This is a genomic window from Ruegeria sp. A4, assembly GCF_056543025.1.
In genome coordinates this window covers 122,266-147,921 of the sequence record NZ_JBQGAW010000005.1, presented here as the reverse complement: position 1 = coordinate 147,921, position 25,656 = coordinate 122,266, and the positions used below count along the sequence as shown (strand labels likewise).

General features: G+C 56.2%; 23 protein-coding genes. 7 read left to right on the top strand and 16 right to left on the bottom strand.

Going from position 1 to position 25,656, the window contains the following annotated elements:
• Positions 1 to 65: 65 nt before the first annotated feature.
• The 4 genes from ACR0E2_RS15120 (at position 66) to ACR0E2_RS15105 (ending at position 5,603) form a co-directional block, all read left to right on the top strand.
• Positions 66 to 1,301, top strand: a complete 1,236-nt coding sequence (locus ACR0E2_RS15120; RefSeq protein ID WP_480446974.1) for a lytic murein transglycosylase — start codon at positions 66 to 68, stop codon at positions 1,299 to 1,301.
• 660 nt (positions 1,302 to 1,961) lie between these two features.
• Positions 1,962 to 2,855 carry a UTP--glucose-1-phosphate uridylyltransferase GalU gene (gene galU, locus ACR0E2_RS15115; protein ID WP_480446973.1) on the top strand — a complete coding sequence of 298 codons (894 nt, stop codon included), beginning with the start codon at positions 1,962 to 1,964 and terminating at the stop codon, positions 2,853 to 2,855.
• Between the two features lie 69 nt (positions 2,856 to 2,924).
• Complete coding sequence (locus tag ACR0E2_RS15110; RefSeq protein ID WP_152460505.1) at positions 2,925 to 4,364, top strand: mannose-1-phosphate guanylyltransferase/mannose-6-phosphate isomerase; 1,440 nt, start codon at positions 2,925 to 2,927, stop codon at positions 4,362 to 4,364.
• A 168-nt stretch (positions 4,365 to 4,532) separates the two neighbouring features.
• Positions 4,533 to 5,603 carry a DUF2793 domain-containing protein gene (locus ACR0E2_RS15105; RefSeq protein WP_480446972.1) on the top strand — a complete coding sequence of 357 codons (1,071 nt, stop codon included), beginning with the start codon at positions 4,533 to 4,535 and terminating at the stop codon, positions 5,601 to 5,603.
• 257 nt (positions 5,604 to 5,860) lie between these two features.
• Here the strand turns inward: ACR0E2_RS15105 and ACR0E2_RS15100 are convergent, their stop codons facing one another.
• From ACR0E2_RS15100 to ACR0E2_RS15085, 4 genes are all read right to left on the bottom strand, one after another.
• A complete protein-coding gene (locus ACR0E2_RS15100) occupies positions 5,861 to 6,607 on the bottom strand; it encodes an outer membrane protein (protein WP_480446971.1) in 747 nt (248 codons plus the stop codon).
• A gap of 17 nt (positions 6,608 to 6,624) precedes the next feature.
• Positions 6,625 to 7,734 carry an HlyD family secretion protein gene (locus ACR0E2_RS15095; protein WP_152460507.1) on the bottom strand — a complete coding sequence of 370 codons (1,110 nt, stop codon included), beginning with the start codon at positions 7,732 to 7,734 and terminating at the stop codon, positions 6,625 to 6,627.
• Positions 7,735 to 7,877: 143 nt separating this feature from the next.
• Positions 7,878 to 9,542, bottom strand: coding sequence for a sulfatase-like hydrolase/transferase (locus tag ACR0E2_RS15090; RefSeq protein ID WP_480446970.1), 1,665 nt, complete (start codon positions 9,540 to 9,542; stop codon positions 7,878 to 7,880).
• A 4-nt stretch (positions 9,543 to 9,546) separates the two neighbouring features.
• The gene (locus ACR0E2_RS15085; protein WP_152460509.1) at positions 9,547 to 9,768 is read right to left on the bottom strand and encodes a hypothetical protein; all 222 of its coding nucleotides are present in this window, start codon (positions 9,766 to 9,768) and stop codon (positions 9,547 to 9,549) included.
• A gap of 90 nt (positions 9,769 to 9,858) precedes the next feature.
• Here ACR0E2_RS15085 and ACR0E2_RS15080 point away from each other — a divergent pair, with 90 nt between their 5' ends.
• Positions 9,859 to 10,773: an AraC family transcriptional regulator gene (locus ACR0E2_RS15080; RefSeq protein WP_480446969.1), complete on the top strand. Its 915-nt coding sequence runs from the start codon at positions 9,859 to 9,861 to the stop codon at positions 10,771 to 10,773.
• A 162-nt stretch (positions 10,774 to 10,935) separates the two neighbouring features.
• On the opposite strand, the gene ACR0E2_RS15075 is transcribed toward ACR0E2_RS15080, so the two are convergent.
• The 8 genes from ACR0E2_RS15075 to ACR0E2_RS15040 form a co-directional block, all read right to left on the bottom strand.
• Positions 10,936 to 11,925, bottom strand: coding sequence for a HupE/UreJ family protein (locus ACR0E2_RS15075; protein WP_171229426.1), 990 nt, complete (start codon positions 11,923 to 11,925; stop codon positions 10,936 to 10,938).
• On the bottom strand, positions 11,922 to 12,620 hold the full coding sequence (locus ACR0E2_RS15070; RefSeq protein WP_480446968.1) for a peptidyl-prolyl cis-trans isomerase: 699 nt from the start codon (positions 12,618 to 12,620) through the stop codon (positions 11,922 to 11,924). Before ACR0E2_RS15070 ends, ACR0E2_RS15075 begins: the two co-directional genes overlap by 4 nt.
• Positions 12,621 to 12,909: 289 nt before the next feature.
• Entirely contained in the window at positions 12,910 to 14,796 is a 1,887-nt protein-coding gene (locus ACR0E2_RS15065) for a DUF3604 domain-containing protein (RefSeq protein ID WP_480446967.1), read from the bottom strand.
• A 235-nt stretch (positions 14,797 to 15,031) separates the two neighbouring features.
• On the bottom strand, positions 15,032 to 16,180 hold the full coding sequence (locus ACR0E2_RS15060; RefSeq protein ID WP_480446966.1) for an energy transducer TonB family protein: 1,149 nt from the start codon (positions 16,178 to 16,180) through the stop codon (positions 15,032 to 15,034).
• On the bottom strand, positions 16,177 to 16,554 hold the full coding sequence (locus ACR0E2_RS15055; protein ID WP_152460515.1) for an ExbD/TolR family protein: 378 nt from the start codon (positions 16,552 to 16,554) through the stop codon (positions 16,177 to 16,179). Before ACR0E2_RS15055 ends, ACR0E2_RS15060 begins: the two co-directional genes overlap by 4 nt.
• Positions 16,555 to 16,558: 4 nt before the next feature.
• Positions 16,559 to 16,924, bottom strand: a complete 366-nt coding sequence (locus ACR0E2_RS15050; protein ID WP_480446965.1) for an ExbD/TolR family protein — start codon at positions 16,922 to 16,924, stop codon at positions 16,559 to 16,561.
• Positions 16,917 to 17,582 (bottom strand): MotA/TolQ/ExbB proton channel family protein, encoded by a 666-nt coding sequence (locus ACR0E2_RS15045; RefSeq protein WP_480446964.1) that lies wholly within the window; start codon positions 17,580 to 17,582, stop codon positions 16,917 to 16,919. Before ACR0E2_RS15045 ends, ACR0E2_RS15050 begins: the two co-directional genes overlap by 8 nt.
• The gene (locus ACR0E2_RS15040; RefSeq protein ID WP_480446963.1) at positions 17,579 to 18,007 is read right to left on the bottom strand and encodes a hypothetical protein; all 429 of its coding nucleotides are present in this window, start codon (positions 18,005 to 18,007) and stop codon (positions 17,579 to 17,581) included. Before ACR0E2_RS15040 ends, ACR0E2_RS15045 begins: the two co-directional genes overlap by 4 nt.
• Positions 18,008 to 18,660: 653 nt before the next feature.
• Between ACR0E2_RS15040 and ACR0E2_RS15035 the strand changes: the two genes are divergently transcribed.
• A complete protein-coding gene (locus ACR0E2_RS15035) occupies positions 18,661 to 19,488 on the top strand; it encodes a FecR family protein (RefSeq protein WP_480446962.1) in 828 nt (275 codons plus the stop codon).
• Positions 19,489 to 19,545: 57 nt separating this feature from the next.
• Positions 19,546 to 21,777, top strand: coding sequence for a CHASE2 domain-containing protein (locus ACR0E2_RS15030; protein ID WP_480446960.1), 2,232 nt, complete (start codon positions 19,546 to 19,548; stop codon positions 21,775 to 21,777).
• A 59-nt stretch (positions 21,778 to 21,836) separates the two neighbouring features.
• On the opposite strand, the gene ACR0E2_RS15025 is transcribed toward ACR0E2_RS15030, so the two are convergent.
• From ACR0E2_RS15025 to ACR0E2_RS15010, 4 genes are read right to left on the bottom strand one after another with little or no spacing between them, the layout of a single operon-like run.
• Positions 21,837 to 22,832: an ABC transporter ATP-binding protein gene (locus ACR0E2_RS15025; RefSeq protein ID WP_480446959.1), complete on the bottom strand. Its 996-nt coding sequence runs from the start codon at positions 22,830 to 22,832 to the stop codon at positions 21,837 to 21,839.
• Positions 22,829 to 23,863, bottom strand: a complete 1,035-nt coding sequence (locus ACR0E2_RS15020) for a Gfo/Idh/MocA family protein (RefSeq protein ID WP_480446958.1) — start codon at positions 23,861 to 23,863, stop codon at positions 22,829 to 22,831. The genes ACR0E2_RS15025 and ACR0E2_RS15020 overlap by 4 nt, the downstream gene beginning before the upstream one ends.
• Entirely contained in the window at positions 23,860 to 24,699 is an 840-nt protein-coding gene (locus ACR0E2_RS15015) for a carbohydrate ABC transporter permease (RefSeq protein ID WP_480446957.1), read from the bottom strand. Before ACR0E2_RS15015 ends, ACR0E2_RS15020 begins: the two co-directional genes overlap by 4 nt.
• Before the next feature lie 10 nt (positions 24,700 to 24,709).
• Entirely contained in the window at positions 24,710 to 25,624 is a 915-nt protein-coding gene (locus ACR0E2_RS15010) for a carbohydrate ABC transporter permease (protein ID WP_171118044.1), read from the bottom strand.
• Positions 25,625 to 25,656: the final 32 nt, after the last annotated feature.

Sequence of the window (25,656 nt, the reverse complement as noted above, 5' to 3'; positions counted from 1 at the left end):
AGAACCAAGGATGCGCGGTATCTTCCCATTGACTTGCAATCCCAACCGGGACAGACAAAATGAAGATGCGTATTCTGGTATTCTCCTTCGGGTTGATCCTGCTCTTTCAGCCCTCGTTGGCGCAGGATCGTGCGGCGATCGAACGCCAGTTTCAGTCGTGGTTGCAGGAAACCGTTTGGCCCCGGGCAAAGGCCAAAGGTGTGACACGAGAGACGATGCAACAAGCCCTCTCTGACGTGACCCTTGACTGGAAATTGCCGGATCTGGTGCCACCGGGAAGCACGCGCATAACTCCCAAGGTCCAGAAACAGGCCGAGTTTGGCTCACCCGGTCGCTATTTCAATCCGGGGTCGGTGCAAGGCGCAACATCAGCAGGACGTAAAATGGCACGGCGCCATGCCGCAACTCTGGCGGCGGTCGAAGCCGAAACCGGCGTTCCTGCCCGCATTATTCTGGCGATCTGGGGAAGAGAGAGCGGATACGGACAGGTTCCGATCCGGCATGATGCTTTCAGGGTACTGTCGACCAAGGCCTTCATGAGCACCCGTGCAGACTATTTCTCAACCGAACTTGTTGCCGCCCTGCAAATCGCAGAGGCAGGGCACCAGCCCGCCCGGCAAATGAAAAGCAGTTGGGCTGGCGCTTTGGGTCAGCCTCAATTCATGCCGTCCAACTACTTGTCTTATGCTGTCGACGGCAACGGCGACGGGGCGGCTGATATTTGGGGGTCACCCGAAGATACGATTGCTTCAATCGGAAACTACCTCATGAAGCACGGCTGGGTTCCTGCACGGGACTGGGGATTCGAAGTTTTCGTACCCCAAAATGTCTCTTGCGCTTTGGAAGGCCCTGATCAGGGGCGACCTATTCAGGACTGGGTTGAGATGGGGGTACGTCGCGTCTCGGGCAACCCCTTTCCGGCCCATGAGCTGCGTGGTGACGGGTATTTGATGATGCCCGCAGGACGACATGGTCCGGCTTTTCTGGTTACGCCAAACTTCTACGTTCTAAAGGAATACAACAAAAGCGACCTGTATGCCTTGTTTGTCGGCCATGTTGGCGACCGTATTCAATACGGAATCGGCGATTTCAATGGCGCTTGGGCAAGGGTCGGCGGGCTGTACAGATCCGATATTGCCAAGATGCAGCAGGCGTTGGAACAAAAAGGGCATGATGTCGGAGGAGTCGATGGACTGCCGGGGTTCAAAACGCGTCGTTCGATAGGTCGATGGCAAGAGACCGTGGGCATCGAACAGACCTGCTTTCCGGATGCGCTGATGAAAACAAGCCTGGCCCCGTGAGGCAAACCAAGGTGTCCAGCCGACTCTGACATCCGGCCTGCTCATCGATCCAATGTGCAACAATCAGGCGTTCCCAGAACCTATCTATGGAACCGCGTGACAATTGTTGCCCATTCGAGAACAGAATTTGAAAGGGCAAATCAAAAACTCGGATGCGTTGAACAAGGCGGTCAGCCGCCCTTTTGCCAAGGAAGATACTCTGTCCGTCTGCACCCTTTGACGCGGCTTGTCCTTCAAGCCGTTTGCTTCCGAAAAGAGGGTTGTGGGCGACTTTGGGCGGGTTGCGGTTTTCCGCGTCGGAAAACCACGCAAAAATAACATGATACGCGGCGCGGCAACCCGGTCGGGTCGGTTCAGGGAACGCCATGAGCTGCAAGACAAGCCGCGAAGAACAAGCCTATGAATTTTTCGTAATGGACCGGCGGTGATGTGTCCCGCTCTACGCCGTGCAGTCAGCCAATGATCCAAGCACCTTGTGCACAAGTATTGTATTGATACCGCATCAGACCGGGCTTTTGACTCCTCCTTGGCAAGGTGGCACGATTTGACTGATAGCAGCCTGATCCATCAGGCATCATTGATTGACAGGGTATTGCAGCCTATGAGGACATTCCGGACATTTCCTGCTCTGCTGGCAAAACTTGATAATTGAGAGGCACCATGACACGCAAAGTTACCAAAGCGGTTTTTCCAGTAGCGGGCATGGGAACGCGTTTTTTGCCAGCAACCAAATCCGTTCCGAAAGAGATCATGACGCTGGTGGATCGTCCATTGGTGCAATACGCAATTGACGAGGCCCGTGCCGCCGGGATCAAGGAGTTTATTTTTGTAACGTCACGCGGCAAATCCGCGCTGGAAGATTATTTCGACCACAACCTGGTGCTGGAGCAGGAGCTGAAAGCCAAAGGCAAAAACAAACTTCTGGATGTGCTGAACAAAACGAATATGGAAAGCGGCGCGATAGCTTATATCCGCCAGCACAAAGCTCTGGGGCTGGGACACGCGGTCTGGTGCGCCCGGCGGCTGATCGGCGACGAACCATTTGCCGTCATGCTGCCTGACGATGTCATCGCCGCCGACAAACCCTGTCTGCAACAGATGATCGAGGCCTACGAAGAAACCGGTGGCAATATGGTCGCAGCGATGGAAGTTCCGAAGGAAAAGACAAGCTCTTACGGCGTGCTCGATGTTGGCGACAATATCGGGTCTGTCGTCCCCACCAGAGGCATGGTTGAAAAGCCTGACCCATCAGAGGCACCATCCAATCTGGCGGTCATCGGCCGGTATGTGCTTCGGCCGTCCGTTTTGAACAACCTCAACGCAAAAAAAACCGGAAGCGGCGGCGAAATCCAGCTGACCGACGCCATCGCCCAGGACATTGCCGCGGGAGTGCCGGCTTACGGCTATAAATTCGACGGTCAGCGTTTTGATTGCGGTTCAAAATCAGGCTTTCTGCAAGCCACCGTTGCTTTTGCTCTTGCCCGCGAAGACCTGCGCGATGATCTGAGCCAATATCTGAATGACATTGTCGCCACGGGGAAAGCTGCTCAGTAGCCACAGATTGTTTTACTTGACTAAAAACATGGCAATACTGTCAGTCACCCGCAATTCGAAGGCACGTGCATGACCAATACAGTCTACCCCGTCATTCTTTGCGGAGGTTCGGGAACACGTTTGTGGCCCCTGTCACGCAAAAGCTATCCCAAGCAATTCGTTCCTCTGGTCGGCGAAACAAGCCTGTTGCAGAATTGCGCGGAACGGATGCTCGGCCCTTCGCAGGCCCCGTATGCAAAGCCACTTGTTCTGACCAACGAGGCTTTTCGCTTTATTGTCCCGGAACAATTGATGGCCGTCGGAATTGACCCCGGGCCAATTCTGATCGAGCCCGAAGGTCGAAACACCGCCCCCGCTGTTCTTGCCGCAGCCTTGTATCTGGCGGCGCGAGATCCCGATGGCATCATGCTGGTGGCGCCGTCTGATCACGTGGTTCCGGACATGGACGCCTTTCATCAAGCCGTTGCCGAAGGCGTACGGGCAATAAGTGAACGGCGCGATCTGGTAACTTTCGGCATCACTCCGACGCACCCGGAAACCGGATACGGCTATCTCAAACTCCGCCATCCGCCGGATACGACCCATGAGGCTGTCCCATTGGATCGTTTTGTGGAAAAACCTGACCGCAAAACGGCCGAGGCGATGTTGTCAGATGGCAGCTATCTTTGGAACTCGGGGATCTTCCTGTTTGCAGTTCGCGATATCCTGGCAGCTTTTGAACAGCACGCGAGCGAACTGATCCCGCTGGTTCAAAAGGCCGTTGCCGAGGCAAAAACGGATTTGGGATTTCTTCGACTGGACCCAGCGGCATGGGCGGGTGTGGAAGACATTTCAATAGACTACGCAGTGATGGAAAAAGCCCTGAACCTGAGCGTGGTGCCTTATTCCGCTGGCTGGTCCGATGTCGGAAGCTGGACCGCGGTTCAAGAGCTGTCGAACCCCGATGAAGACGGTGTGGCGACCAACGGAGAAGTAACAGCAATCGACTGCCGCAATGCGCTGATACGGTCCGAGTCGCCGGCGCAGGAAGTCGTGGCAATGGGTCTTGAAAACGTAATCGCCATTGCGATGCCCGATGCGGTTCTGGTCGCGAGCATGGACAAGGCCCAGGACGTGAAACAGGCCGTTGCAGCGCTAAAGGCCAAGGGGGCGAAGCAGGCAGAATCCCTGCCGGTGGATCATCGTCCGTGGGGCTGGTTCGAAAGCCTTGTGATCGGAGACAGGTTTCAGGTCAAACGCATCCATGTGCATCCTGGCGCGTCGCTCAGCCTGCAATCTCACCATCATCGTTCCGAGCATTGGATCGTGGTTGAAGGCACGGCCAAGGTCACCATCGATGATCAGGAACGTTTGGTAACCGAAAACCAATCCGTCTATATCCCACTGGGAGCGACACACCGAATGGAAAACCCCGGGAAAGTTCCCATGGTTTTGATCGAAGTTCAGACTGGCACCTATCTGGGTGAAGACGACATAATCCGATACGACGACATCTACGCCCGAGATTGATTCTCGGGCATTGTCTGCACGGGAACACCCATCGGCGGGTTCCCGCAGACATCAGAATCTTACCAAAATCTTCCCTGGGCGGTCGGCCCGGTCAGACAGGATTGACGCGCTTTGCGGCAGGGTAGCGCGCAACCGAAGCTTCGGACCGACGCCACAGGAGGACCCCCCGTGTCACAAACATCCCCCCGATTGAACCTGCCTTTGCTGCAACCGGCACAAGCGCAAAAACACGTTACCCACAACGAAGCCCTGAGACAGCTCGATCTGGTCGTGCAACTCTCGGTACGGTCAACAGATTCCGGGACACCTCCTGTTGTCCCCGAGCAAGGCGAAGTTCATGCCCTTGGAGCCAACCCGACCGGGGACTGGACAGGACATGCCGGTGAACTTGCCGCCTGGCTGGACAACGCCTGGCATTTCGTGACCCCCGACATTGGCTGGCGCGCCTGGGATGAAGCGGCCGGAGATCTGAAATACTGGACAGGAACAGCCTGGGCCCCCCTGCCTGTCAGTACTCAGAACCTGGACGGAGTCGGGGTTGCGGCCAATTCAGACAGTACAAACCGTTTGTCCGTTCGCAGCCCGGCGACCTTGCTGAGCCACGAAGGCGGCGGGCATCAACTGAAGATCAACAAAGCCAGCGCAGATGATACCGCGTCGCTGTTGTTCCAATCGAACTGGACAGGTCACGCGGAAATGGGACTGTCTGGCTCAACCGAATTTTCCATCAAAGTGTCTCCTGACGGCGGCAACTGGACTGAAGCGATGACCTTTGATCCCGTAGCCGGAACCGTGTCGGGGGCAGCTGTTCAGGCCGATGCCAGCGATACGACTTCGGGCCGACTGATGCGCGCCGACTACGGATACGGCCCTGGAAACCTTCTTGGAACAGTGGCGGAAAACGCAGGTGTTCCGACCGGCGCTGTCATTGAGCGCGGCAGCAACGCCAACGGAGATTACGTGCGGTTTGCCGACGGCACTCAGATCTGTACGGCCATGCTTGCGCCCTTGGCCTGCACGACTGCTGAGGGTGCTCTTTTCAAAAGCGGCCCAATAACCTGGGATTTTCCGGCTGACTTTTCGACGCCCCCGAACCTGAACGGTACCGGAGGCGTTGCAACCCGTTTTACCGGGTTTGATACACCTTCGTCGTCCCAATCGACATTCATTGTCTTCTCGGTGATCTCGGATGCGGCAGCCTTGGCGCCATCCGTCACAGCCATTGGTCGCTGGTTCTGACAGGCAGGGCCGCCTGGATACCGGATCAGGCGGCCAATCCGGCAGCAGATCGGTTGCGACCCGTTCCGCTTTTACCCGCGCCACCAGATTTGCAGCCCTTCATCACGCCGAAAAGCAGGATGGTTGCTGGAACTCCTGCTCGCGGAACGCAGCAAACAATTTGTAAAAAGGAAGTTTGCACCGACCAAACATGCACGCCTCCCCGACTGACGTCTCGTACCAAGTCGAAGCCGAAGACAATATTCGTTTACAATCAATCAGAATCGGTAGGTCGCCCCGATCACCGGCCCGGATTGATGGAACTCGAAATCATTGCCGCTGATCTCATGGTCGAAGGCGATATAGCGATATCCGCCACGGATCACCCATCTGTCATTGATGGCATAATCTGCCGTCAACAGAACCTGCCACGTTTCGCTGTCACTGCGGAAGCCACCATAATCAATGAACCCGGTTCCCGTCCATTTGTCGGAAAAAACGTAACGTATTCTTGCGCCAATGACCGGGTCTACCCAATCGTCGTCAACAACGGTCGTGCGCCCAGGTGCCGAACCGGACGTTAGTGTGAAATTGGTTTCGGTGCTGAACCATCTGAAACCACCGGCAATGTCCAGTTGAACGGAAGGATCTTCATAGACCCGATAGGCCACGTACCCACTGAGGAACTGGGTGGTGAATGATGTATCGAGAGTGGATCCAGACGGACCGGCACCACTGTTGCTGAAGGATAAATTTGTATAATTGTAGTCAGCCAGCAGGCTCCAACGCCCATTGGATGCCGCAAACGCGCCCATAAAGGCGAAATCCAGGTTGCTCAGAGCGTCAGAGAAACTCAACGTGCCGTCCAATGTCCCAGACGGGGTTTCGATAGACGTTTCCGTTTCAGGCATGAAAAGGTAAATCGTCGCTTCATAGGACCAATCGCTTTGCTGCGCGGAAGCGGGTGTGCCAAACGCCGCAACCAAGGCCAAACCCGCGCCTTTCATTGCCAGTTCTGTTTTCATCTCGTCCCTCCAATATTTCAGATGTAATTCAGCTTTTTGGTGATCCAGAACAGGATTTCCGCCAACACACTGATTGCGCCCGCCTTGTCCGTAATTACCAGCGCCGTGCCGGAAGTCCCGAATGGAAAATCTTCGATATTGATCTGGTCCGGAACTTCGATCAGCACCGGATAACTGGACACGCCAGCCAGATCGCGCAGTGAAGGAAGGCCCGTGCGCGAGTCAACAACGCCCTCTGCCGTTCCTACGGGCAACGATATGACGGTCCCATGTATTTCACCGCCCGGCTCGATTCGCAGCGCAAGGCGGATCTGGTCGCCGACGGAAACGTTCATGCGACTTGATTGGGGCAAACTTGCGATCAGATGGCGGTCATCGGGGACAACAAAAGAGATCGCCCCCTGTGCGATAGATACACGATTTCCGGGACGCAGAGAAACGGCGGTGACAAAGCCGTCTTCCGGCGCGCGCACGACTGTTTGTTCCAGATTCCAAAGCGCCTGCGCCAAAGCCTGCTCAGCCTCGACCACACCGGCATCAATGCCGTCGATCTTGGCGGCAATCCGCCGCTCCAGACCGGCTTTGCGCGCCTCGGCCGCGCGCAGGCTTGCGGACAATTGATCGATGGCAGACACGGCTTCCTGCAACTGGAAGGTCGTCGATGCCCCCCGCTTTTCAAGATCGACAATGTCGTCACGGCGCTGGACGCCAAAGGTCAATTGCGCGGTGAGGGATTCAATGTCGGCTTCCGCCGCTGCCAGGTCGGACTGTAACTGATCTGCCGCAGAACGCGCGGTTTCAAGACTGGCTGTCAGCCGGGCGACTTCGATCCGAAAGGGTGTATCGTCAATCCGGAACAGCGGATCCCCTTTCGCGACCCGTTCGTTGGGGCGGACCGAAACGTCAACGACAGTACCTGACACATTGGGGGCAATGTTGGTGGCAACGCCCTGCACCGAAACAGGCCCTGTCGGTGTAGTGTGGTTGAGGGCACCGATTACAACCAGAGCAATGATTGCGGCACCCCCATAGACGACAGATTTCCAGAACCGGTTCCATGGAAGCAGCCCCAGCTTGGAAAACACCACCCAGATCACTCCGAAATAGAGACCTAAGACAATAAGCATATGTTTACTCCATTGCGCAGAGCTGCTGATACCAGCGGGGCGCAATATTTGTTTCGGATGCGGCCAAGAAGTACGCCAACGCTTGCCCTATTTGCGTGTCGATTTCGCGGCCGCGCATTTCTGTTGACGCGCGCGGCCTTGTTTCATTGTTGCGCCGCAGATCTTTTGACCATGAAAGCCTCGACTGCCTGTTGCGTTTCCGGCCGCAGGTTTTCTATTCCTTCATAAGGCATACCTGTGGCGGGGCCAGTATCGGGGAACAGCTCTTTTCTCGCCATGTGGCGTCCCAATATGCGGACGAACTCCTGCCCGCCCCAAGCACCAACTTCGGTCGAAACCGGGTACTTTTCATGCGTGTCGCGCATCACATCAAAGAAATCAGCAATGATCGCGTTTTGACCCGGCCCGGGAAGGTTGAGCTTCAGCTTGTCCTTGACGATCGCCTTTGGGGTACTCACCGAATAGATGATCACGTGATCACGCCGACCTTTGCTTTCATCTTGAAACAGGATCGAGGCTGATTGATCCACGCCATCAATCAACCGGTCCCGGGGAATATGCTGAACCGCACCGCCGAATCGAGCCAGCGTCGTATAAAGATCAGACACATGAATAATGTTGTTGATCATGCTGTCTGGTTCAATCAGACCCGGCCACCTTATGAAAGCGTCCACGCGAACCCCGCCTTCGGTCGTATCGCCTTTGCCTCCGCGAAAGACCATTGGCGTAAAACCGGAGGCCGGTGAATATTTGGTGAAATGGCCGTTGTCGCCCATCAACACGACAATCGTATTATCCGCCACGCCAAGCTCGTCCATGCGCGTGAAGATTGCGCCCAAATACGTATCCAGCTCTTGCAGTTTGTCGGCGTACAGACCTCCATTGACGCTTTCCGGTCCGTCACGCCCGGCCCGCGTGTTGTCCAGCGGGATCATCGGCCAATACTGAAGGAAGAACGGCTCTGTACCGCCGGCCAAGCGTTCCAGTTCACTCAGGGTTTTGTCCTGAAATGCTTGGTTCATCTCATCATATTTGGCTGCGTTCCAACGCTCACCCGGCTCCATTCGGATCTCACGAACAGGTCCGCCGGCATTTCCTTCGATCACCGTGGCCATGGCCGATGCATCGGGGCGGAACCAGTCGTCGATCGTGTAGTCGTCGTCGAAATCTGCGATACCAACCGAAACCTGCTCGCGGATTGCATCGTCATTGAAAATCGTCAACTGACCCTGTTGATGAACGGCGTGCTGCGCATAGTCGAACCCCTGGTTCATTGCCCAGCTCTCGGCAATGTCGCCCATGTGCCACTTGCCGACATGCGAGGTTGCATATCCTTCGGCCTTCAGAACCTCGGCAAGCGTCACTTCCTCTCCGGGCAGACCGAAACCGGCGATGTCGACGGTCGTATCACCCATTCCGATCCGAACCGGCAGACGACCGGTTGTCTGGGCCACACGTGTCGGGGTGCAGGATGGCTCGGTATACATGCGCACCATGCGCATCGCTTCGTCAGAAAAATCGTTGATGTTCGGGGTACTGATGCCGCGTACCGCGTTCAATTCTGGGATACCCATATCCCCAAAACCGATGTCATCGACCAGAATACTGATGATGTTCGGGGGGTTGCCACCGTTTTCCTCTCGAAATGCCGCGAGAGCCTGATCAACGGCTGTATCGTCCTGTTCCCAGGCATCCTTGTTCTGGGCCTGAAGGATATAAAACTCGGAATCATGCGCAATGGGTGCATCCTGCGCGTAGGCAGGTGCGCTGATCGCCAGAGAACCCAGCAAAAACAACTTGAGATCCATTTCTTTAGGTTTCCTTTTTCCTTGGGTTTTCTTCTCGCTCCAGACCCTGTGCGATAAGATCGTGGGCGACACTGGAAAGCGTCTGACCGGTCAAATCCGCAAGACGCGTAAGCCTGTGACGCTGTGAGGGTGTAAGAAGGGTCACGATCCGTTCCGACCGCACTTCTGCTTTCGGAAGCGGAGGGCGACCACGTTTGGGCGCGGCAAGCGGATCTGGCAATTTCATTTGAACATATTCCTATGTTTCGACTAAGCTTTTCATGCAAACTACAGGGGAGATATTTTGCACCGCATCAAAAAATCGACAAAACTAGACTTGGCCCCGCCCGAAGCGCTCCGGTTTTTTGCGGCCACTTTCCGTGATCCGAACCAAATCGCCGCAATATCCAAATGGGATATGGATTTCCGTCAGATCGAAGACGGCGAAATGCAGGCGGATTTCAAGGTCAGATCCGGCCCGCTTATTTCCGTTATGAAGTTTGGTTTCTCGCGGCGTGTGCACCAGATCGGCGCGTCTCCGAAGGGGCACATCACATTTGGCATCCCTACCCATTCAAGACTGACGGACTGGAACGGTACCAGCATCGAAACGCCACCGTTTTTGTCCTTCGGCAGCGGCGATGAGTTCGACTGTATCAGCGACAGCGGGTTCGGCGGATATACGATGACCGTTGAATCTGAGAATGCGATGAAAATAAGCGAGAAGCTGGGGATCGCAGTCTCTGATACCGAATTCGGGGCATTTTTGTTGCCTGCAACGCCACCTGATCGCTCGGCTGCGCTTTTGAACGACATTCAGACTTTGTTGGCGAACCCAAATTCGTCAGAACAGGGCGAAACCCATTTGATCGAAGAGATACTGCGGATCGCTTTGGGGGGCGGGGCGGATCGCAGGGAACCGCGGATAAACCGAAAAGCGCTGGCACTTGCTGCGGCCATTGATCGGATGACGGCGACCCCGGACGAAAACGTCCCCATCAGCGAGATCTGCGGGGATATCAGCGTGTCATTGCGCACATTGGAACGCGCGTTCAACGAAAAATTCGGTATCGGCCCAAAGGCCTATTACACAAGGCTCCGCCTTAACAGGGTTCGAAGCCTGCTTGCAGAACAAGGCAAAGATCTGTCGATTTCTGACGCCGCAAACCGATACGGCTTTTGGCATATCGGGCAGTTCTCACAAGATTACAAAAAGTGTTTCGGCGAATTGCCATCAGCAACTGTCGATTGAAAACACTGGGCTTTGTGCTGTTTGTGACCATGGCCTTTCATCGAAGCAAATCCGAAACCGCGCGAAAGCTCAGCAGGTCAGGCCCGGGCCGTATTACTTTTCAGGGTCATGCGCCGTCATGATCCACAAAATCTTGCTCAACTCTCGCGACTTCGCTCCGGTTCAAAAACCGCTTACGCGTTCTATCAGCCAGTACATTGACACTGACCCGATGCCATAGGCGGTCAAAACCGTGGCATGTTTGCCAACCGGAAGCGCGATCAGCCGCCAGGTCGCCATCAGAAGAGCCAAAGCCGCAATAAAACTCAGTTGCCCGGCTTCGACACCGAGGTTGAAGGCCAGCAATGCCGCGGGAATATCGTCAGGGGGCAACCCGATATCTGCCAATGCCCCTGCAAAACCAAGGCCGTGCAAAAGCCCAAACCCGAAGCATACGATCCAGGGTTTCTGCTTTGAAAGCCGGAACCGTTCTTCGCCGCCTTTGACGATCTCCATCGCCAGAAAAACGATGGACAGTGCGATAACGGCCTCGACCGGTGGTCCGGGAACATTCAAAACGCCCATCGTTGCCAGCGCCAAGGTTATTGAATGCGCAAGTGTGAACGCTGTTACGGCTCCGACAAGTTTCCATGGATCGCGGACCAAAACAAACAGCGCGAAGACAAACAGAAGGTGATCCCAACCTTCCAATATGTGTTCAAAACCCAACCGGGAATATGCGGCAAACACTGACCATGTCGACTGTTCAGAAGGTATGATTTGGGCATTGATATCCGGTGTAAAACGAAGGGTAGAAGGTTGAGCATCAACGGGATGCACACGCGCCAGCACATCGTTTCTTTGAGTCTCAAGGCCCTCGATGGCAATGGGTTGGCCCGCGATACCCGCCTGGCATTCGACGACCCAGGACGAAACCCACCCTCGACCGTCGGATATGGGATCCGGGCCACGCGCCGGAGTGCAGCCATCTGGCAAAATTGCGTCAATCGCCATCGGTTGGCCATTCACGTCGGGCTTTCGCCAATGAACGCTCCAGGTGTCAGAGGCAATTTGACGAATTTCCAGAAATCCCGGATCAAGCGCGTGCGCAGCAGCGAAATTTGCAGGCCACACAAACAGCAGCGCAAGCAGGAAGCAGATCAAAGCTCTCATTTGGCTGGGCCTGAAAGATCGGGGGCCACAATCTCGTATTTTTCGGCCAGAGACTGATATTGCGCTTGCGCCAAGTCTTCACTCATCGCGCGGCGCCAATCCCGCAGCACCGCGTCGTGGATTTCAGCCAAAGGAGGTGTTCGGCTGGGCTCGACAGCAACGACCTCGACAAGATGGATACCGTAACCTGACCGGATCGGACCCGTCCACTGACCTGTTTCGACCTCTGTGATGCTTTGCGAAAACCCTCCTCCAAAGACCGACTCGACAACCCGCGTCGCGGACAAAGGCATTGACGCCGGCAGCAAGGTCGAACCGCCCAGTTCGGAGATTTCCTGCTTGGCGCGCACGGTGGCCAGTGCTTTCTCGATTTCGGCCTCTCCGGGCTCCTCTCCAAGAAAGACCTGATTAAAGGCCACCATGACAGGCGTTGCATAGCGTTCCGCGTTTTCCTGAAGAAAAACCTCCAGATCTTCGTCATTCGGAACGATGGAAGTGGCAATGGCTTCGGTCAGATAATCCATTTTTTGGCTCAGCCGGGTCCTTATCAAGGGATCTCCGCGATCCAGACCAAGTTGTCTTGCCTCCCTGACCAGAACCTCTTCACGAATGGATGCGTCGACCAAAGCCTTCAGTTCCGAATCGCTTGGAGGGCGTTTCCACTGCGCTTCGAAACGAGCGGACAAAAGCGCCACGTCATCCTCGTCGAGTGTTATTTTCTCAAGATCTTCAACGCTCTCGCTTTCCGGTGCTACAATATGGAACCAAACAAAAATTGCCGCTCCAATCAAAAAAAAATGGAGCAGAGGTTCTTTAAGTACTCGCATCAAGCCTCCTGCGTGAAACGTGGCCAGATTGTTTGTTCAGATGTTGGCGTCATCGGGTCGGGTTTTGCATGATGATGCCCTCCGCGTGTTACAGTAACGCGGAGGACGCACCGAGGTAAGGTCATTAACTCGGCTTGTGTTCCAATCGCAGAACGGATCACTCTGCCGGGGTGTACCAGATCGGGGACGAATAGGCGCGTTCCTGATGCGTAAGCACTGCATCCTCGGGCAATTCGATACCGTATCTCAACTTGTCGTACAGGATCCAACGCGGCGTTGGAATTTCGATGGCGCGGACGTAGTAAAACGCGCGTGCATTCGGATCGAAATCCGGGTCTGACCATACGGTGACAAGTTCGGCCGTTCCGATTGTGTTGGTCCAGCTGGCAGTCTCCACGTCCACAGTGTTTCCAACCGCAGGGACTTTGCCGTTTTGATCGACCTCGCGGTTATCCGACCATGCGACGTCGTAGACCTTTTCCTGCAAGGCACCTTCGGAGTCGAGCCATCCCTTTATCACTTGAACACGGTCCAGATTGGCACCAACCGGGTCGCGCAAAGCGGCGATCAGAAAGCTTGGCGCAGCCTCGCCCTCGCGCGGGCGCAGGTCCGAACCCATTGGCACGCCTTTGGTATAGCCAACATTGGCAAGGAAACGAGTTTCAACGTCTGCTTCACTGAAATCCCATCCGCCAAAGAACCGTAGACCGATCCTTGGCCCGGTCGTTGCATAGGTTTCGCGGCGCTTGAACGCGTCAAAGATCGCCGCGCGCGTATTCTCGGTGGCCCAGACGGCCGTGTATCCGGAGGCGACAAGCAAATCGCCGGGAATTTCACCAAGGTCATTGGCTATGAACGGATGTTTGATACGCGAGGCTGAGGGCTCGACGCTGACGGATTTTCCAAAGAAGTTGTCTTCTTCGGCCGTAGCCAGAGAGGTATGGCTGTCCGTCGCACCCCCCATGCCGAATTTATAGGGGTTCACGCCAAACTTTTCTTCCAGCATCAAGCCGCGTTTCAATGCCTCTCGGGCGTATTCTCCGGCCAGCATGTCATCGGTTTTCAACTCGGTTATGTCCAGATTGCCGACGTCCCAGTTCTCGTAATCGGCAAATTCGTCATCCGGGCTCAGGAAAGGATGCGCTTCACCGTCGCCCTTTATCTGGGTGACTTCGTAATGGGGCTCCCATTTTGCGCGGTCCGCGACATATTCCTCGTCAACCTTGCCGCCGTGATACGTGTCTTCGGTTGGGAACATCCACCCATTCGACAGGTTCCCGTTATGGGCAAAGGCAACTGCACGCCCCCCCGTTTTTTCCTGGTACTCTTCAAGCCAGGCATAAAGCGCCTTTGGATCCGTATCACCGTAGGGCGGTTGCGTGACCGGCGGCACCATTTGAAGCGCCCTGATTGGCCCATCGCGCAGCATGACATTGCGGTGCAAGTTGAACCCTTTCGGTACCGAGGTCCATTCAAAGCCGATGAAAGCGGTAAAGGTGCCGGGGTCATTGTGCCGCTCTGCTGCCAGAACGATGTTTTCCCAGGTAAAGGCAAATGCATCGGCGCCAGGGCTGTAGGATTCCAACAGGATTTCCGGCAGTGTCATTTGCGAAAAATTGGTGATGATGTCGAAAGCCGCTTTACCGGCTTCTTCCCCGCCGGCCTTGTACCCCTCGTACCACTCCAGTCCTTTGGGATCAGAAAGAACGCCCGGCTTGCCAGCCTGCAAATCCGGCGCGAACCCCATCAGGTCCGTGTGATCCGTGAGAACCATCCAATCCAAGGGTCGTGACAGTCTTACAGGCTGACCCGTCGAAGAAATGACCTGCTCACCCTTGGCGAAACGCCACGCCTCATCCGGCAGCAAGGTGTTCCCGAAAGCACCCGCATCCAGCGAAAGCCCGGTGTGAAGGTGAGTGTCTCCCCATAATGGGCGTTCAGGAAATGTGCGTTGGGCGTAAGGGGAATAGGGCTGATCAGAAAACAATCCCTCGGCAGCATCTTCGCTGGGTACGGCGTCGGCACCAACAACAGCAGGGACCAATACGAGTGAGATTATGCAAGCAGATTTCCGAAACAAAGTGACCTCCCAGTTCAGGAATACTTAGCTGTGAGGGCGAATTTCATCGCGCCATTATTATATTCCCATTTTCTTATATCACATTCTATTGGCCAAAGGGTTTTTTTAATCTGAGAGCTGCAAACCCGCGCAATCAGGGAATTCGGCGAAAGCCCTTAGGGAGATCGCTAATCGTGTTCACCTGACAAGACTCGTCGGATCATCTTATCTGATAGTAAAATGAAAGCTTCCGGCTGACGCCCCCAGGCGGGCGCGGGAAAGGTGCGGCGGTTCGAACCTGTTCTTTGGCTGCGCGCTCTATTTCCGGCGAGCCAGAGCTTTCGACGACATCAACCCAAGCCAATGAACCATCCGGGTCAATCTGGAAAAACACCCGCGCATAGCCACGACCGGCAACGTAAACGATTGGCGCCCTGTTCAGATGAACAAGAACCTGACCCGCATAGTTCGTGGTGTCCGAATTTCCCGGCCCCCGCCCGCCTGAACGGGTGCCGCCCCGGTTTTGTCGGAAGGCGTCGACACCCTCTCTTTGATACGTCGCCAGAGGTGATTCAATCGTCTGTTCCGGAAATCTCAGAGCATCAAAGTTGCTTGACGGATCCAACGCACCCCGCAGAGTGGGTTGCGGGCGTCGGTCTGGAAGGCGAGGCCGCAATGACGTGGCCACGGCCTGTTCGGATCCGTCCACGCTTGCATCGGGTACGGTCAGTTCGGCGTCGTCATCCAGAGGTTCCGACGCTTCTTCTGGTATTACAGGTTCAAGTGGGGACGTGTTTTCCGGAACAATAGGAGCCACCTCGACCGGTAACGCGGCAATCTGTTGCTGTTCCTCGGACACCGGTTCTTCGGCAGAAGAAGGCTCAACCGGAGCAACCGCCTCTTCAATCGGCACCTCGGGTGTTTCGGCCAACGCTTCGGGCCTTGCCGACACAGCGCCTTCAGCTTCGGCGGCTTCGCCTTCGTCCTTCAGGTTCTGGTCTACAGGGTCCACGACAACCTCATCCGGCGCCCTCGGCTGGATAATCGTTGAATCCCCGGTATCGGGCGTGAACGTCTCTTGCGGATTCGGCGAGGCCACGCGGGCATCACTTGTCGGAACTTCTGCCTCCTGCGGCTGGGTTGGCGGTTCCACCGGAGAGGTTGGCGGTTCATCCGGCGCAGGCGGTACGGGTTCGATCGTGGTATCGGCCAACTCTTCGAACGCGTTGCTGAGTTCGATCGTGTCGGTACCGGTTTCCCCGGAAGCCGGGTCTGACAAATCTGGTACAGTGACAATCAGGCCGATCAGATGCACCAGTACGGAAATCGAAATTGCAATGATTGCAACAAAAACGGACCGCCTGATCATTCGAGGGCCTGTTCGGTCACCAGAAAAACGGTTGGCGCACCCAACCGGCGCAAACTGCTGGTGATCTCCATCAATCGAGAGGCCGACGCATTCCTGTCTGGAACGATCCGCACGGGCCCCGAGTCATGCGCGGCCATGAAAGCTTCTGCCTCGATCGGATTGCCGCGAAAACTCAATGTCCCGTCCCGATGAAGAACAAGCGCATCCGGCGGCTCGCGACCGTCAAGATCCGCAGTATTCACCAGATCCAGATCGGGATCCAATGGCGGTGCAATCGTACCCGTAATCAGAAAAAAGATCAGGATCAGAAAGACGACGTTGATCAGCGGAATTGTGGAATCGCGATTTCGACCGGGTCGGATGTAACGGATCATTGCCTCACTCCAACACCCTGACTGTTAAACCTTCGCGCCCGCGCAACGGGACAAGCAGGTCCACAAGACGTTGCGCGGTTGTCCCGGTATCAAGGCTTACCAGCACCTGACCGGCCTGGGCCTGATCGAACAATTCCTCAAGCGACAGGGGTTGGCCGTTCAGGACAACACGTGTGGGGCCAAGTTGCACGAAAAGGCGTTCGGGCGGCGTAGCGTCGGCATTCCCGCCTGTGGCGGCGCTGCTCAACTCGATCTCGCTGAACCGCGAAAACGTTGAGGACAGCATGAAAAACAGCAAAAGCAGAAAGATCACGTCGATAAGCGGCGTCATCGACATGCGCCGCCGCACAAAAGGTGCAGTGTTACGCATGTTCTGGGGCGACCGGGACCTGTGCCGCCGCCTCTGTGCTTTGGATGGAATGACCGGGAACCAGAACCGTACGCAGTGCCTTGTCCGCAAAAACACGCTCGCGTGCGGTTCGGCTTTCAAGCCAGGACAAAACCATCGAAGTTGGCATCGCAACGGCCAGACCAACGGCCGTGGTGATCAGGGCCACCCAGATGCCGCCGGCCAAAAGTGACGGATCAACCGATGATCCAGCGGATTGCAAGCTTTGGAATGCACTGATCATACCCAAAACCGTACCAAAAAGACCCAGCAAAGGCGCCAACTGCGCCACGGTGTCCAGCAAACGAAAACCACGTTCCAGCCCGGCAAGCGCCAAACCCGCTTCGGCATCCAGCCGGTCATCGGCCCCCGGAACACCAGATGCATTCATCGCCGCGCCCACAATAGGGGCAAGATAGCTGCTGCTGTCCGCCAGCCTGGCGCGCGCGGCACTGTGATCTCCTGCGTCCCAGGCCGCCAGAGCTTCAGACAGCACCTTGTGCCGCCCGACACCGCAGGCTGCAAATTGCCAAAGTTTGTAGAGGGTGACCGCCAGCGTCAAAACCGACATGGCGATCAATATCGCCACCACCGGCCCGCCGAGGTCAAAAATCTCACGAAGTGCGGCTACAGGGCTCATCCCAACAACTCCATTTCCACCCTGCTGCTCAGCGTGAGGGTGCTGTCGCATATGTCACTTTCGGTACCATCCACGACGCAGGAGTTCGCGCCGTTGATCAAGGCTTGTCCAACTGCGTCACATGTTCTGTTGGGAAGGTCGAACTGGCGCACCCGGGGCCGGTCGGCGGGCAGATCGCGAAAATCGAAAAGTGAAAGGTTCAACACACCACCTTCGGTGTCGAAAATGACGGTTTCGAACACGGCACCGTCGATCGGCTGCCCGGTTTCATTCTTGACCAGAAACGTCAACCTGCACGCGCTGGCGACATCCTCGGCCGAGTTCAGCTCCACAAAGAGCCGTGCAGCGGAATCGGATTGTGCAGACGCTGTGGACAGCAAACAGCCAGAAAACATGGCCGCGACCATAATGCGACGAAACAGCATGAACAGACTCCGTGTTGCAGCGCTGGAACAATCGGGCAGCGACCGTCAGCTTGCCCATCTGCGTTTCTACCAGAGGGACATGTCACATTAAAGAGCCGCGAAGGGTGGCAAAGTAAAAGGGTCGTCAGCGCGTGTTGATATACGTACGTTCACGGCAAGACATACGGTGCGCAATCAGAATTTCAACTGCGCACAAAGCTGCTCAGCGCATCTGGACAACCAGCAAGTTGATGTCGGATCTAATTTGAAAAGTCGCACTTTTTCCAAACAGGTGCTTAAGCCGCAACAAAAGGCGCGAAACTGCGCTCGATCCAGTCTTCACAGAAAATCACTCAAAGCGGTTTTTGAACGTCGTTTTCACTTAATTCTTGCTAAAAGCGCGAAAAAAAATGCATATTTGTCTACATTTTTAATGCATATGAATGATAATAACATGCTTTTTGAGAGGCAAGCGTCGAGCACAGCGCGGTTTCCGTGCTTTAAAGCCCATTGGGGGAAGGGGTTCGAGTTTGTCGTTGTTAAAGATTGTAATGGTTCTTTGCGTTGTCGTGGCCATACCGTCGCAGACCATCGCCAACATCGGAAAAATTATTAGCGTCAAACAAGGCGCCCAAGTTGTTCGCGCGGGAAAAGCACAACCCGTTTATTCAGGAATGGAGGTTGCGTCGGGCGACGCGCTCAGCACTGATCAGACTGGCGTAATCCAAATCGTTTTTGTGGATGACACCAAGATTGCCATTGGCCCCAACGCACGCATGGTTCTGGATGTGTCCATGTTGCGAAATAACCGCAAAGCCAAGAGCTTTGCCGTTCAGGCTTTGGGTGGCAGTTTTCGGTTTATTTCCGGGAAAAGCCGAAAGAGAGCTTACTCGATCAGGACTCCCTCGGCGACAATGGCCGTGCGCGGCACCACCTTCGACATGTGGATCGTGTCGGAAAAACAAAGCGCGATGCTTGTCCTGCAAGGTACGGTCCGCATGTGCGGCAGTCAGGGCGCGTGCAGATCTTCGGGGCGTCAATGTAGCATGTTCGCAACAAGCGTAGACGGAGGAGTAGGACGGCCTGCCGATCAGGCACAATACGAACAAGCGCTGAAAAGCGGGTTTCCATTCGTTCAGTCCCAGGAAGGGCTGCTGCCCCCTTTGCAGGTACGCGTTGAAGGGTGTTCAGGTGATGGAGCGCCCATACGGCGCATCGAGGCGGACCGGTCGGAAGCCCGTAGGGACCCTCCTCAGCAGCGCGAAGCGCAGAATACGGTCTCTGGCCCTTCGCCTTCCGCGAACAATGAACCGGCAAGAGAAGAACCGGACCATGCAGAACCCGAACGCGAAGAACCAGAGCAGGAAGAGCCCGACAGAGAAGAACCGGAGCAGGAAGAACCTGAACCGGAAGAACCTGAACATGAGGAACCCGAACGGGAAGAACCGGAACCTGAGGAGCCCGAACGGGACGAACCAGAGCGGGAAGAAACTGATCCGTAATTGCTCGGGAATTGCTGTTGAACACGCAGTTCCAGTTCCATTTGTCTGGAGGATGGTGTGAGCGACAAGGCGCGGAAATCCAGGAACGGGCGATGGGCCTTCCGCCTCGTGGGGCTGGGTCTGATCCTTTTGGGTTGCTTCATCCGGGCGTGGGATCCGTACCCGGTTCGAATGACGCGCCTGATCTATTTCGACGTTTTGCAAAGACTGTCGCCGCGGGAGTTCCATCCCGAACTCCCCGTGCGCGTCGTGGATATCGATGAGGCCTCGCTTGCCAGCTTTGGACAATGGCCCTGGCCCCGCACTTTGGTTGCGCAGTTGGTTCAAAATCTGGGTGACTACGGCGCCGCGACGATTGCGTTCGACATGCTGTTTGCTGAACCTGACCGGTATTCGCCGTCTCGCCTTCTGAATGATCCATCGCTGGCGGGCGTACTGACTGTGGAACGCCATGCCGAAAAGCTGGACAACGATGTCTTGCTTGGGATGGAAATGGCCTACTGGCCCGTGGTGCTGGGCGTGGCCGCGCGATTGTCGGCCAAAGGTGAGCCCATTGCGGCCAAGGCCGGAATCATTGAATTCGGGGAAAGCCCCACCGAGGGGCTGATCTCGGTTCCGCATTGGACGCCGATCGCGCCACCATTGGATCGGGCGGCGGCGGGTGTCGGCGGGGTCAATGTCTCGCCCATCGGAGGAACCGGCATCGTAAGACGGGCGCCGGTTCTCTGGAACGGTCCGGACGGTCCGCTGCCAAGCCTTGCCGTCGAAGCCCTCAGGGTCGCCCTGGGTGAGACCAGCATCTTCGTGGAAGGCGCGCCTGACGAGGCTGGCATCATGCTGGCCGTCGAAATCGCCGGATACCGTTTACCGACAACCGAGAATGGCGAGCTTTGGCTGAAGTACCGGCGGGACAGCCCCGACCTTTACATTTCAGCCAAGGATGTCCTGGAAGGTACTGAAGACCCCGGGCTGCGATCCGAAATCGAAGGAAGAATTATCCTGATCGGAACCTCAGCTGCCGGTTTGTTCGATATTCACCAGACGGCACTTGGCGAAAGCGTCCCCGGTGTTTCAATTCATGCCCAAATGATCGAGCAGACTCTGACCGGGGAAATGCTCAGCCGGTCTGACATAACCGCAGCACAGGAACTGCTTGCCTTTGCGTTTCTCGGGCTTGTGGTGATTGCGGTCATGTCCAGCTTTGGTGCCATCGCATCCTTCATCGCCGGCGGCATAGCCGCCGCAGCCGTTCTTGCCATCAGCTGGCTGGTTTTTCAAAACCAATCCATCCTGTTCGATGCCACTTTTCCCCTGATTGGAGGCATCGCAAATTTCGGTCTGCTGGCGGGGTATCTTTTTGTTTCGACCGAGCGTGAAAAGCGCCAGATTCGAAAAGTCTTTTCGCATTACGTGGCCCCGGAAATCCTTGATGAAATGGAGAATTCGGGCCACCAGCTGCAATTGGGCGGAGAAAGTCAGGCAATCACCGTGATGTTTTCGGATATCCGGGGATTTACCGCTCTGTCCGAGTCCGCGTCGGCAACGGAACTTGTATCCTTGTTGAACGCGCTGTTTTCCAAGCTTGGAGATCAGATCCTGCATGAGCGTGGCACGATCGACAAGTTCATCGGTGACGCCATCATGGCCTTCTGGAACGCGCCTTTACCCGTCGCGGACCATCCATGCCGCGCAGGGCTTGCCGCACTCAGGATGCGGCGTGCTCTGGCACAGTTCAATGCATCCGAGATCATGCGGAACCGAAAGCCGATAGCGCTGGCAACCGGAATCGCCACGGGACAGGCCTGCGTCGGCAACATCGGATCGCAAAAACGGTTCAACTATACGGTTATCGGAGATGTCGTGAATGTTTCGGCACGGATCGAACAATGTTGTCGAACGGTCGAGTATGACATTGTCGTCTCTGACGCGGTGTATCAAGCCGGGCGCGATGACCTGGCGTTTTTGCAGGCAGGCCATGTTGACCTGAAAGGCAAAGCCAACCCAGAGCCCGTTTTTGTTCTGGTTGGAGATTCAGCTTTGCGAAAGACGGACGCGTTCCAGGAACTCGTTGCACGGCACGGTAAGTTGATCGCAGCATTGAGAACCCGAAAACCGCAGGGCGACATCCTGCGCATGTGTCAGCATTGCGAAGAACTTGCCGCAGATATCGAACCCGGATTGCGCCAGTTCTATCGCGCTTTGGCGGGTCGCGCGGCCGATTTCCGCGCAGTTTCATCATCCGGGCCTGTCATGTTCACCCGAAACACCAGAATAGCCGGTGGTGTTTAGGCGGCGCTGCATGGAAAACTCGGCTGACTACGGCCCCCAAAGCCCTGCGTCAGTCCGTGTCACGCGAGACGCGCACCCTGTGCGTCGAAGCGATAGACCCTGCCTGGGGAATATCCAAATCGGATGCTCTGACCGGCTTCAACCTGATGCTGCCCGAACAGGCGCGCGGTGATCTGGTGATCCTGCATCATGGCAATCACGTTGGTATCACCGCCCAAATGCTCGACATGGGTGACGTTTGCGACCACCGGACCGTCGTCAGACAAAAACAGGTCTTCCGGCCGGATACCCGTTGTAATGTCTGCGCTTTCGCCGATCATGCTGGCAGGAAAGAAATTCATCGAAGGCGCCCCAAGAAAACCGGCCACGAACTGGTTCGCGGGATTGTTGTAAAGCTCCATCGGGCTGCCGACCTGTTCCACACGCCCGTCGCGCAGAACGACGATTTTATCGGCAAGAGTCATTGCCTCGGTCTGGTCATGGGTCACGTAGATCATCGAAGCGTCAAGCTGCCGGTGCAGGTTCGCAATTTCCAACCGTGTATTCATACGCAGGGCCGCATCGAGATTGGACAGAGGCTCGTCGAACAGAAACAGCTTTGGTTCCCGGACGATGGCACGACCGATGGCGACGCGCTGGCGCTGACCACCGGACAGTTCGGAAGGATACCGGTCAAGGTAAGGTTCAAGGTTCAGCATCTTGCTTGCCCTTTCGACACGCTCGTCGATGATCTGCCTGCTCTGGCCCTCCTGTTTCAGCGCCAATGACATGTTCTTGCGCACGTTCAAGTGGGGATAGAGAGCGTAACTCTGGAACACCATCGCGATACCGCGTTTCGAAGGCGGGGTGAGATTCATGAGCTCTCCGCCGATGCGCACTTCGCCCGACGTCACATCCTCGAGCCCCGCGATGACACGCAGAAGGGTGGATTTGCCACAGCCCGAGGGGCCTACGAAGACAACGAATTCGCCCTCGTCAACGTCGATGTTGATATCCTTTAGGACCTCGACGGTGCCGAAGGATTTATTCACGTTTTGCAGCGTCAGGGCGGTCATGTGCGTGTCTCTTTCAGCGATATGGGTTGGCCGGTACGGATGCTTTCATCAGCGGCCAGACAGATGGCCAGCGATTGCACGGCATCGTTCATGTGGCGGGTCAGATCGATATCTTCGGCGATGGCGCGCAGCATATAGGCTTGCTCGGCATCGCAGAGTTGCTGATGGCCGGGCTCATCCGGCATTTCGATTGTCCGGTCGCCGTCAGGGCGGTGGACCAGAAGGCCGCCAACCTTGGTGTGGCCGTCGATATCCGCGGATGCGCCCTTGTTGCCATCCGTGATTGAAACCGATCCGTTGGGTGACACGATATCTTTCACGAAAAAGGCGGTCTCGGACATCATCGGGCCCCAGCCGGCCTCGTACCAGCCGACCGAGCCGTCTTGGAAAATCACTTGGAACTGGCCGTAGTTATACATGTCTTCGGCAATCTCATCGCTCAGGCGCAGGCCCATGCCATGCACGCGGACGGGATCGGAATCGGTGATCTGGCACATCACATCGACGTAATGCACGCCGCAATCGACGATAGGCGATGTCGTCTGCATCAAGGCCTTGTGGGTTTCCCATTCGGCCCCGCTGCTTTGCTGGTTCAAGTTCAGACGGAAGACATACGGCCCGCCAAGATCGCGCGCCTCCGAGATCAGTCGCATCCATGAAGGGTGGTGCCGCAGAATATATCCGATCACCAGTTTCCGGCCGGTTTCCACTGCTTTTGCGACCACGCGTCTGGCGTCCGCAACCGTCGTGGCCAGTGGTTTTTCAACAAAGACATGCGCACCTGCTTCCATTGCGGCGCAGGCAAAATCTGCGTGGCTGTCGGAATAGGTTGCGACGACGACCAGATCGGGGTTTGTCTCGGCCAGTGCCGCCTGAAAATCCGAATAGGCCAGATAGCCTGACAGGTCTGGATGGTCTACTTGACCTGTGCGGTTGACCAGCCCCACGATCCGTGCGTCGGGGTGGCGATGATGGGCCAAGGCATGGCTCAGGCCCATGTTGCCAAGACCAGCGATCAGAACCCGGGTCATTTGACAGCTCCTGAAGTGATACCGCGGATCAGCTGGCGCGAGAAGATGACGTAGAGCACCAGAACCGGCAGGATCGCCATGCTGAGCGCGGACAGAACCGCGTTCCAGTCGGTGACGAACTGGCCAATGAAGACCTGGCTGCCCAACGTCAGGGTTTTGGTCTCTTCAGCGGGTGCCAGGATCAAGGGGAACCAGAGATCGTTCCAGATCGGGATCATGTTGAACACGGCGACGGTTGCCATGGCAGGCCGGACCAGAGGCAGCACCAACCGGAAAAAGATCGTGTATTCCGAAAGCCCATCGATGCGCCCTGCATTCTTCAGGTCATCACTGACTTGGCGCATGAACTCGGACAGGATGAACACCGCCAGCGGCAAACCCTGTGCCGTATAGACGAAGATCAGGGCCCAGAGCGTGTTCACAAGCCCTGTGGCGACCATCATCTCCAGGATCGCCACGGTGCCGATGCGGATCGGAATCATGATCCCAAGCGCCAGATAGAGCCCCATCAACATGTTGCCCTTGAACCGGTATTCGCTGAGGGCAAAGGCGGCCATGGCGCCGAACAGAAGGATAAAGGCCAGTGAAACCACGGTGACGATCAGCGAGTTCTGAAAGTAGAGAAAGAAATCCCCCTGCTTCATCACCGTCTGGTAGCCGATCAGGGAAAAGCTTTCGGCATCAGGCAAGGCAAGCGGCTCGCGAAAGATGGCACGGCGCGTTTTGAAGCTGTTGATGATGATCACGAAAACCGGGAACAGCGCGATCAACGTGTAAAGGATCAGCGCACCATGCATTGCGGCGGTGTTTAGTGGACTCGAGCGTGCCTTGTTCATTGCAGAGCCCTCACAGCTGATACCGGCGCATCCGGGTCTGGATGCCGAAAAGGTAAATGCAGACACCCACAAGGATGATGGCGAACATGGCGCCGGCAATGGCTGACCCCATATACGGATCACCCAGTTGCAGCTGGAAGCCAAAGAACGTGCGGTACATGAAAGTACCCAGGATGTCGGTGGAAAAATCCGGCCCCGCCAGCGCGCCCTGAGAGACATAGATCAGGTCAAACGCGTTGAAATTGCCCACGAATGTGAGGATCGAGATGATCCCGATCGAAGGCAGGATCAGCGGCAGTTTTATTTTCCAGAAAGCCGAAGCTCCGGTGATCCCGTCGATCTCTCCGGCTTCAAGAATTTCTTCGGGGATCGACAGAAGGGCCGCATAGATCAGCATCATCGGGATGCCGACAAATTGCCAGACCGAGACAAGCGCCAGAGTTGTCAGCGCGTATTCTTCCTTGCCCAGCCACGGAGCAAACAGGGATTTCAGGCCAACAGCGTCCAGCATCGAGGGCGCAATCCCCCAAAGCGGAGACAGGATCAGTTTCCAGGCAAAACCCACAATCACGAAGCTCAGGATCGTCGGAATGAAAATGGCCGACCGGTAGAGTGCGGCAAAGCGCAGCCTCGGGTGTGACAGGATCGCGGCCAGGGCGATTCCGATGGGATTCTGCACCAGCATGTGGATCAGGAAGAACCAGAAGTTGTTGCCCAGCGCATTCCAGAATTGCTCGGACCAGAGCGGATCAAGGAACAAGGTTCGGAAATTCTCCAACCCCACATACACACGCGCCTGATCGACTTCGGTAAACAGCGCAAGGCGGAGCGTGTTGAACAAGGGCAGGATCATCACCGCCGTGTAGACCAGCACCGCAGGTGCAAGGAAAACGGCGATGTGCCAGCGTATGCGGCGGGTCTGCATGGGGATCTCCGGGGAAAAGGTGCCGGACGCGA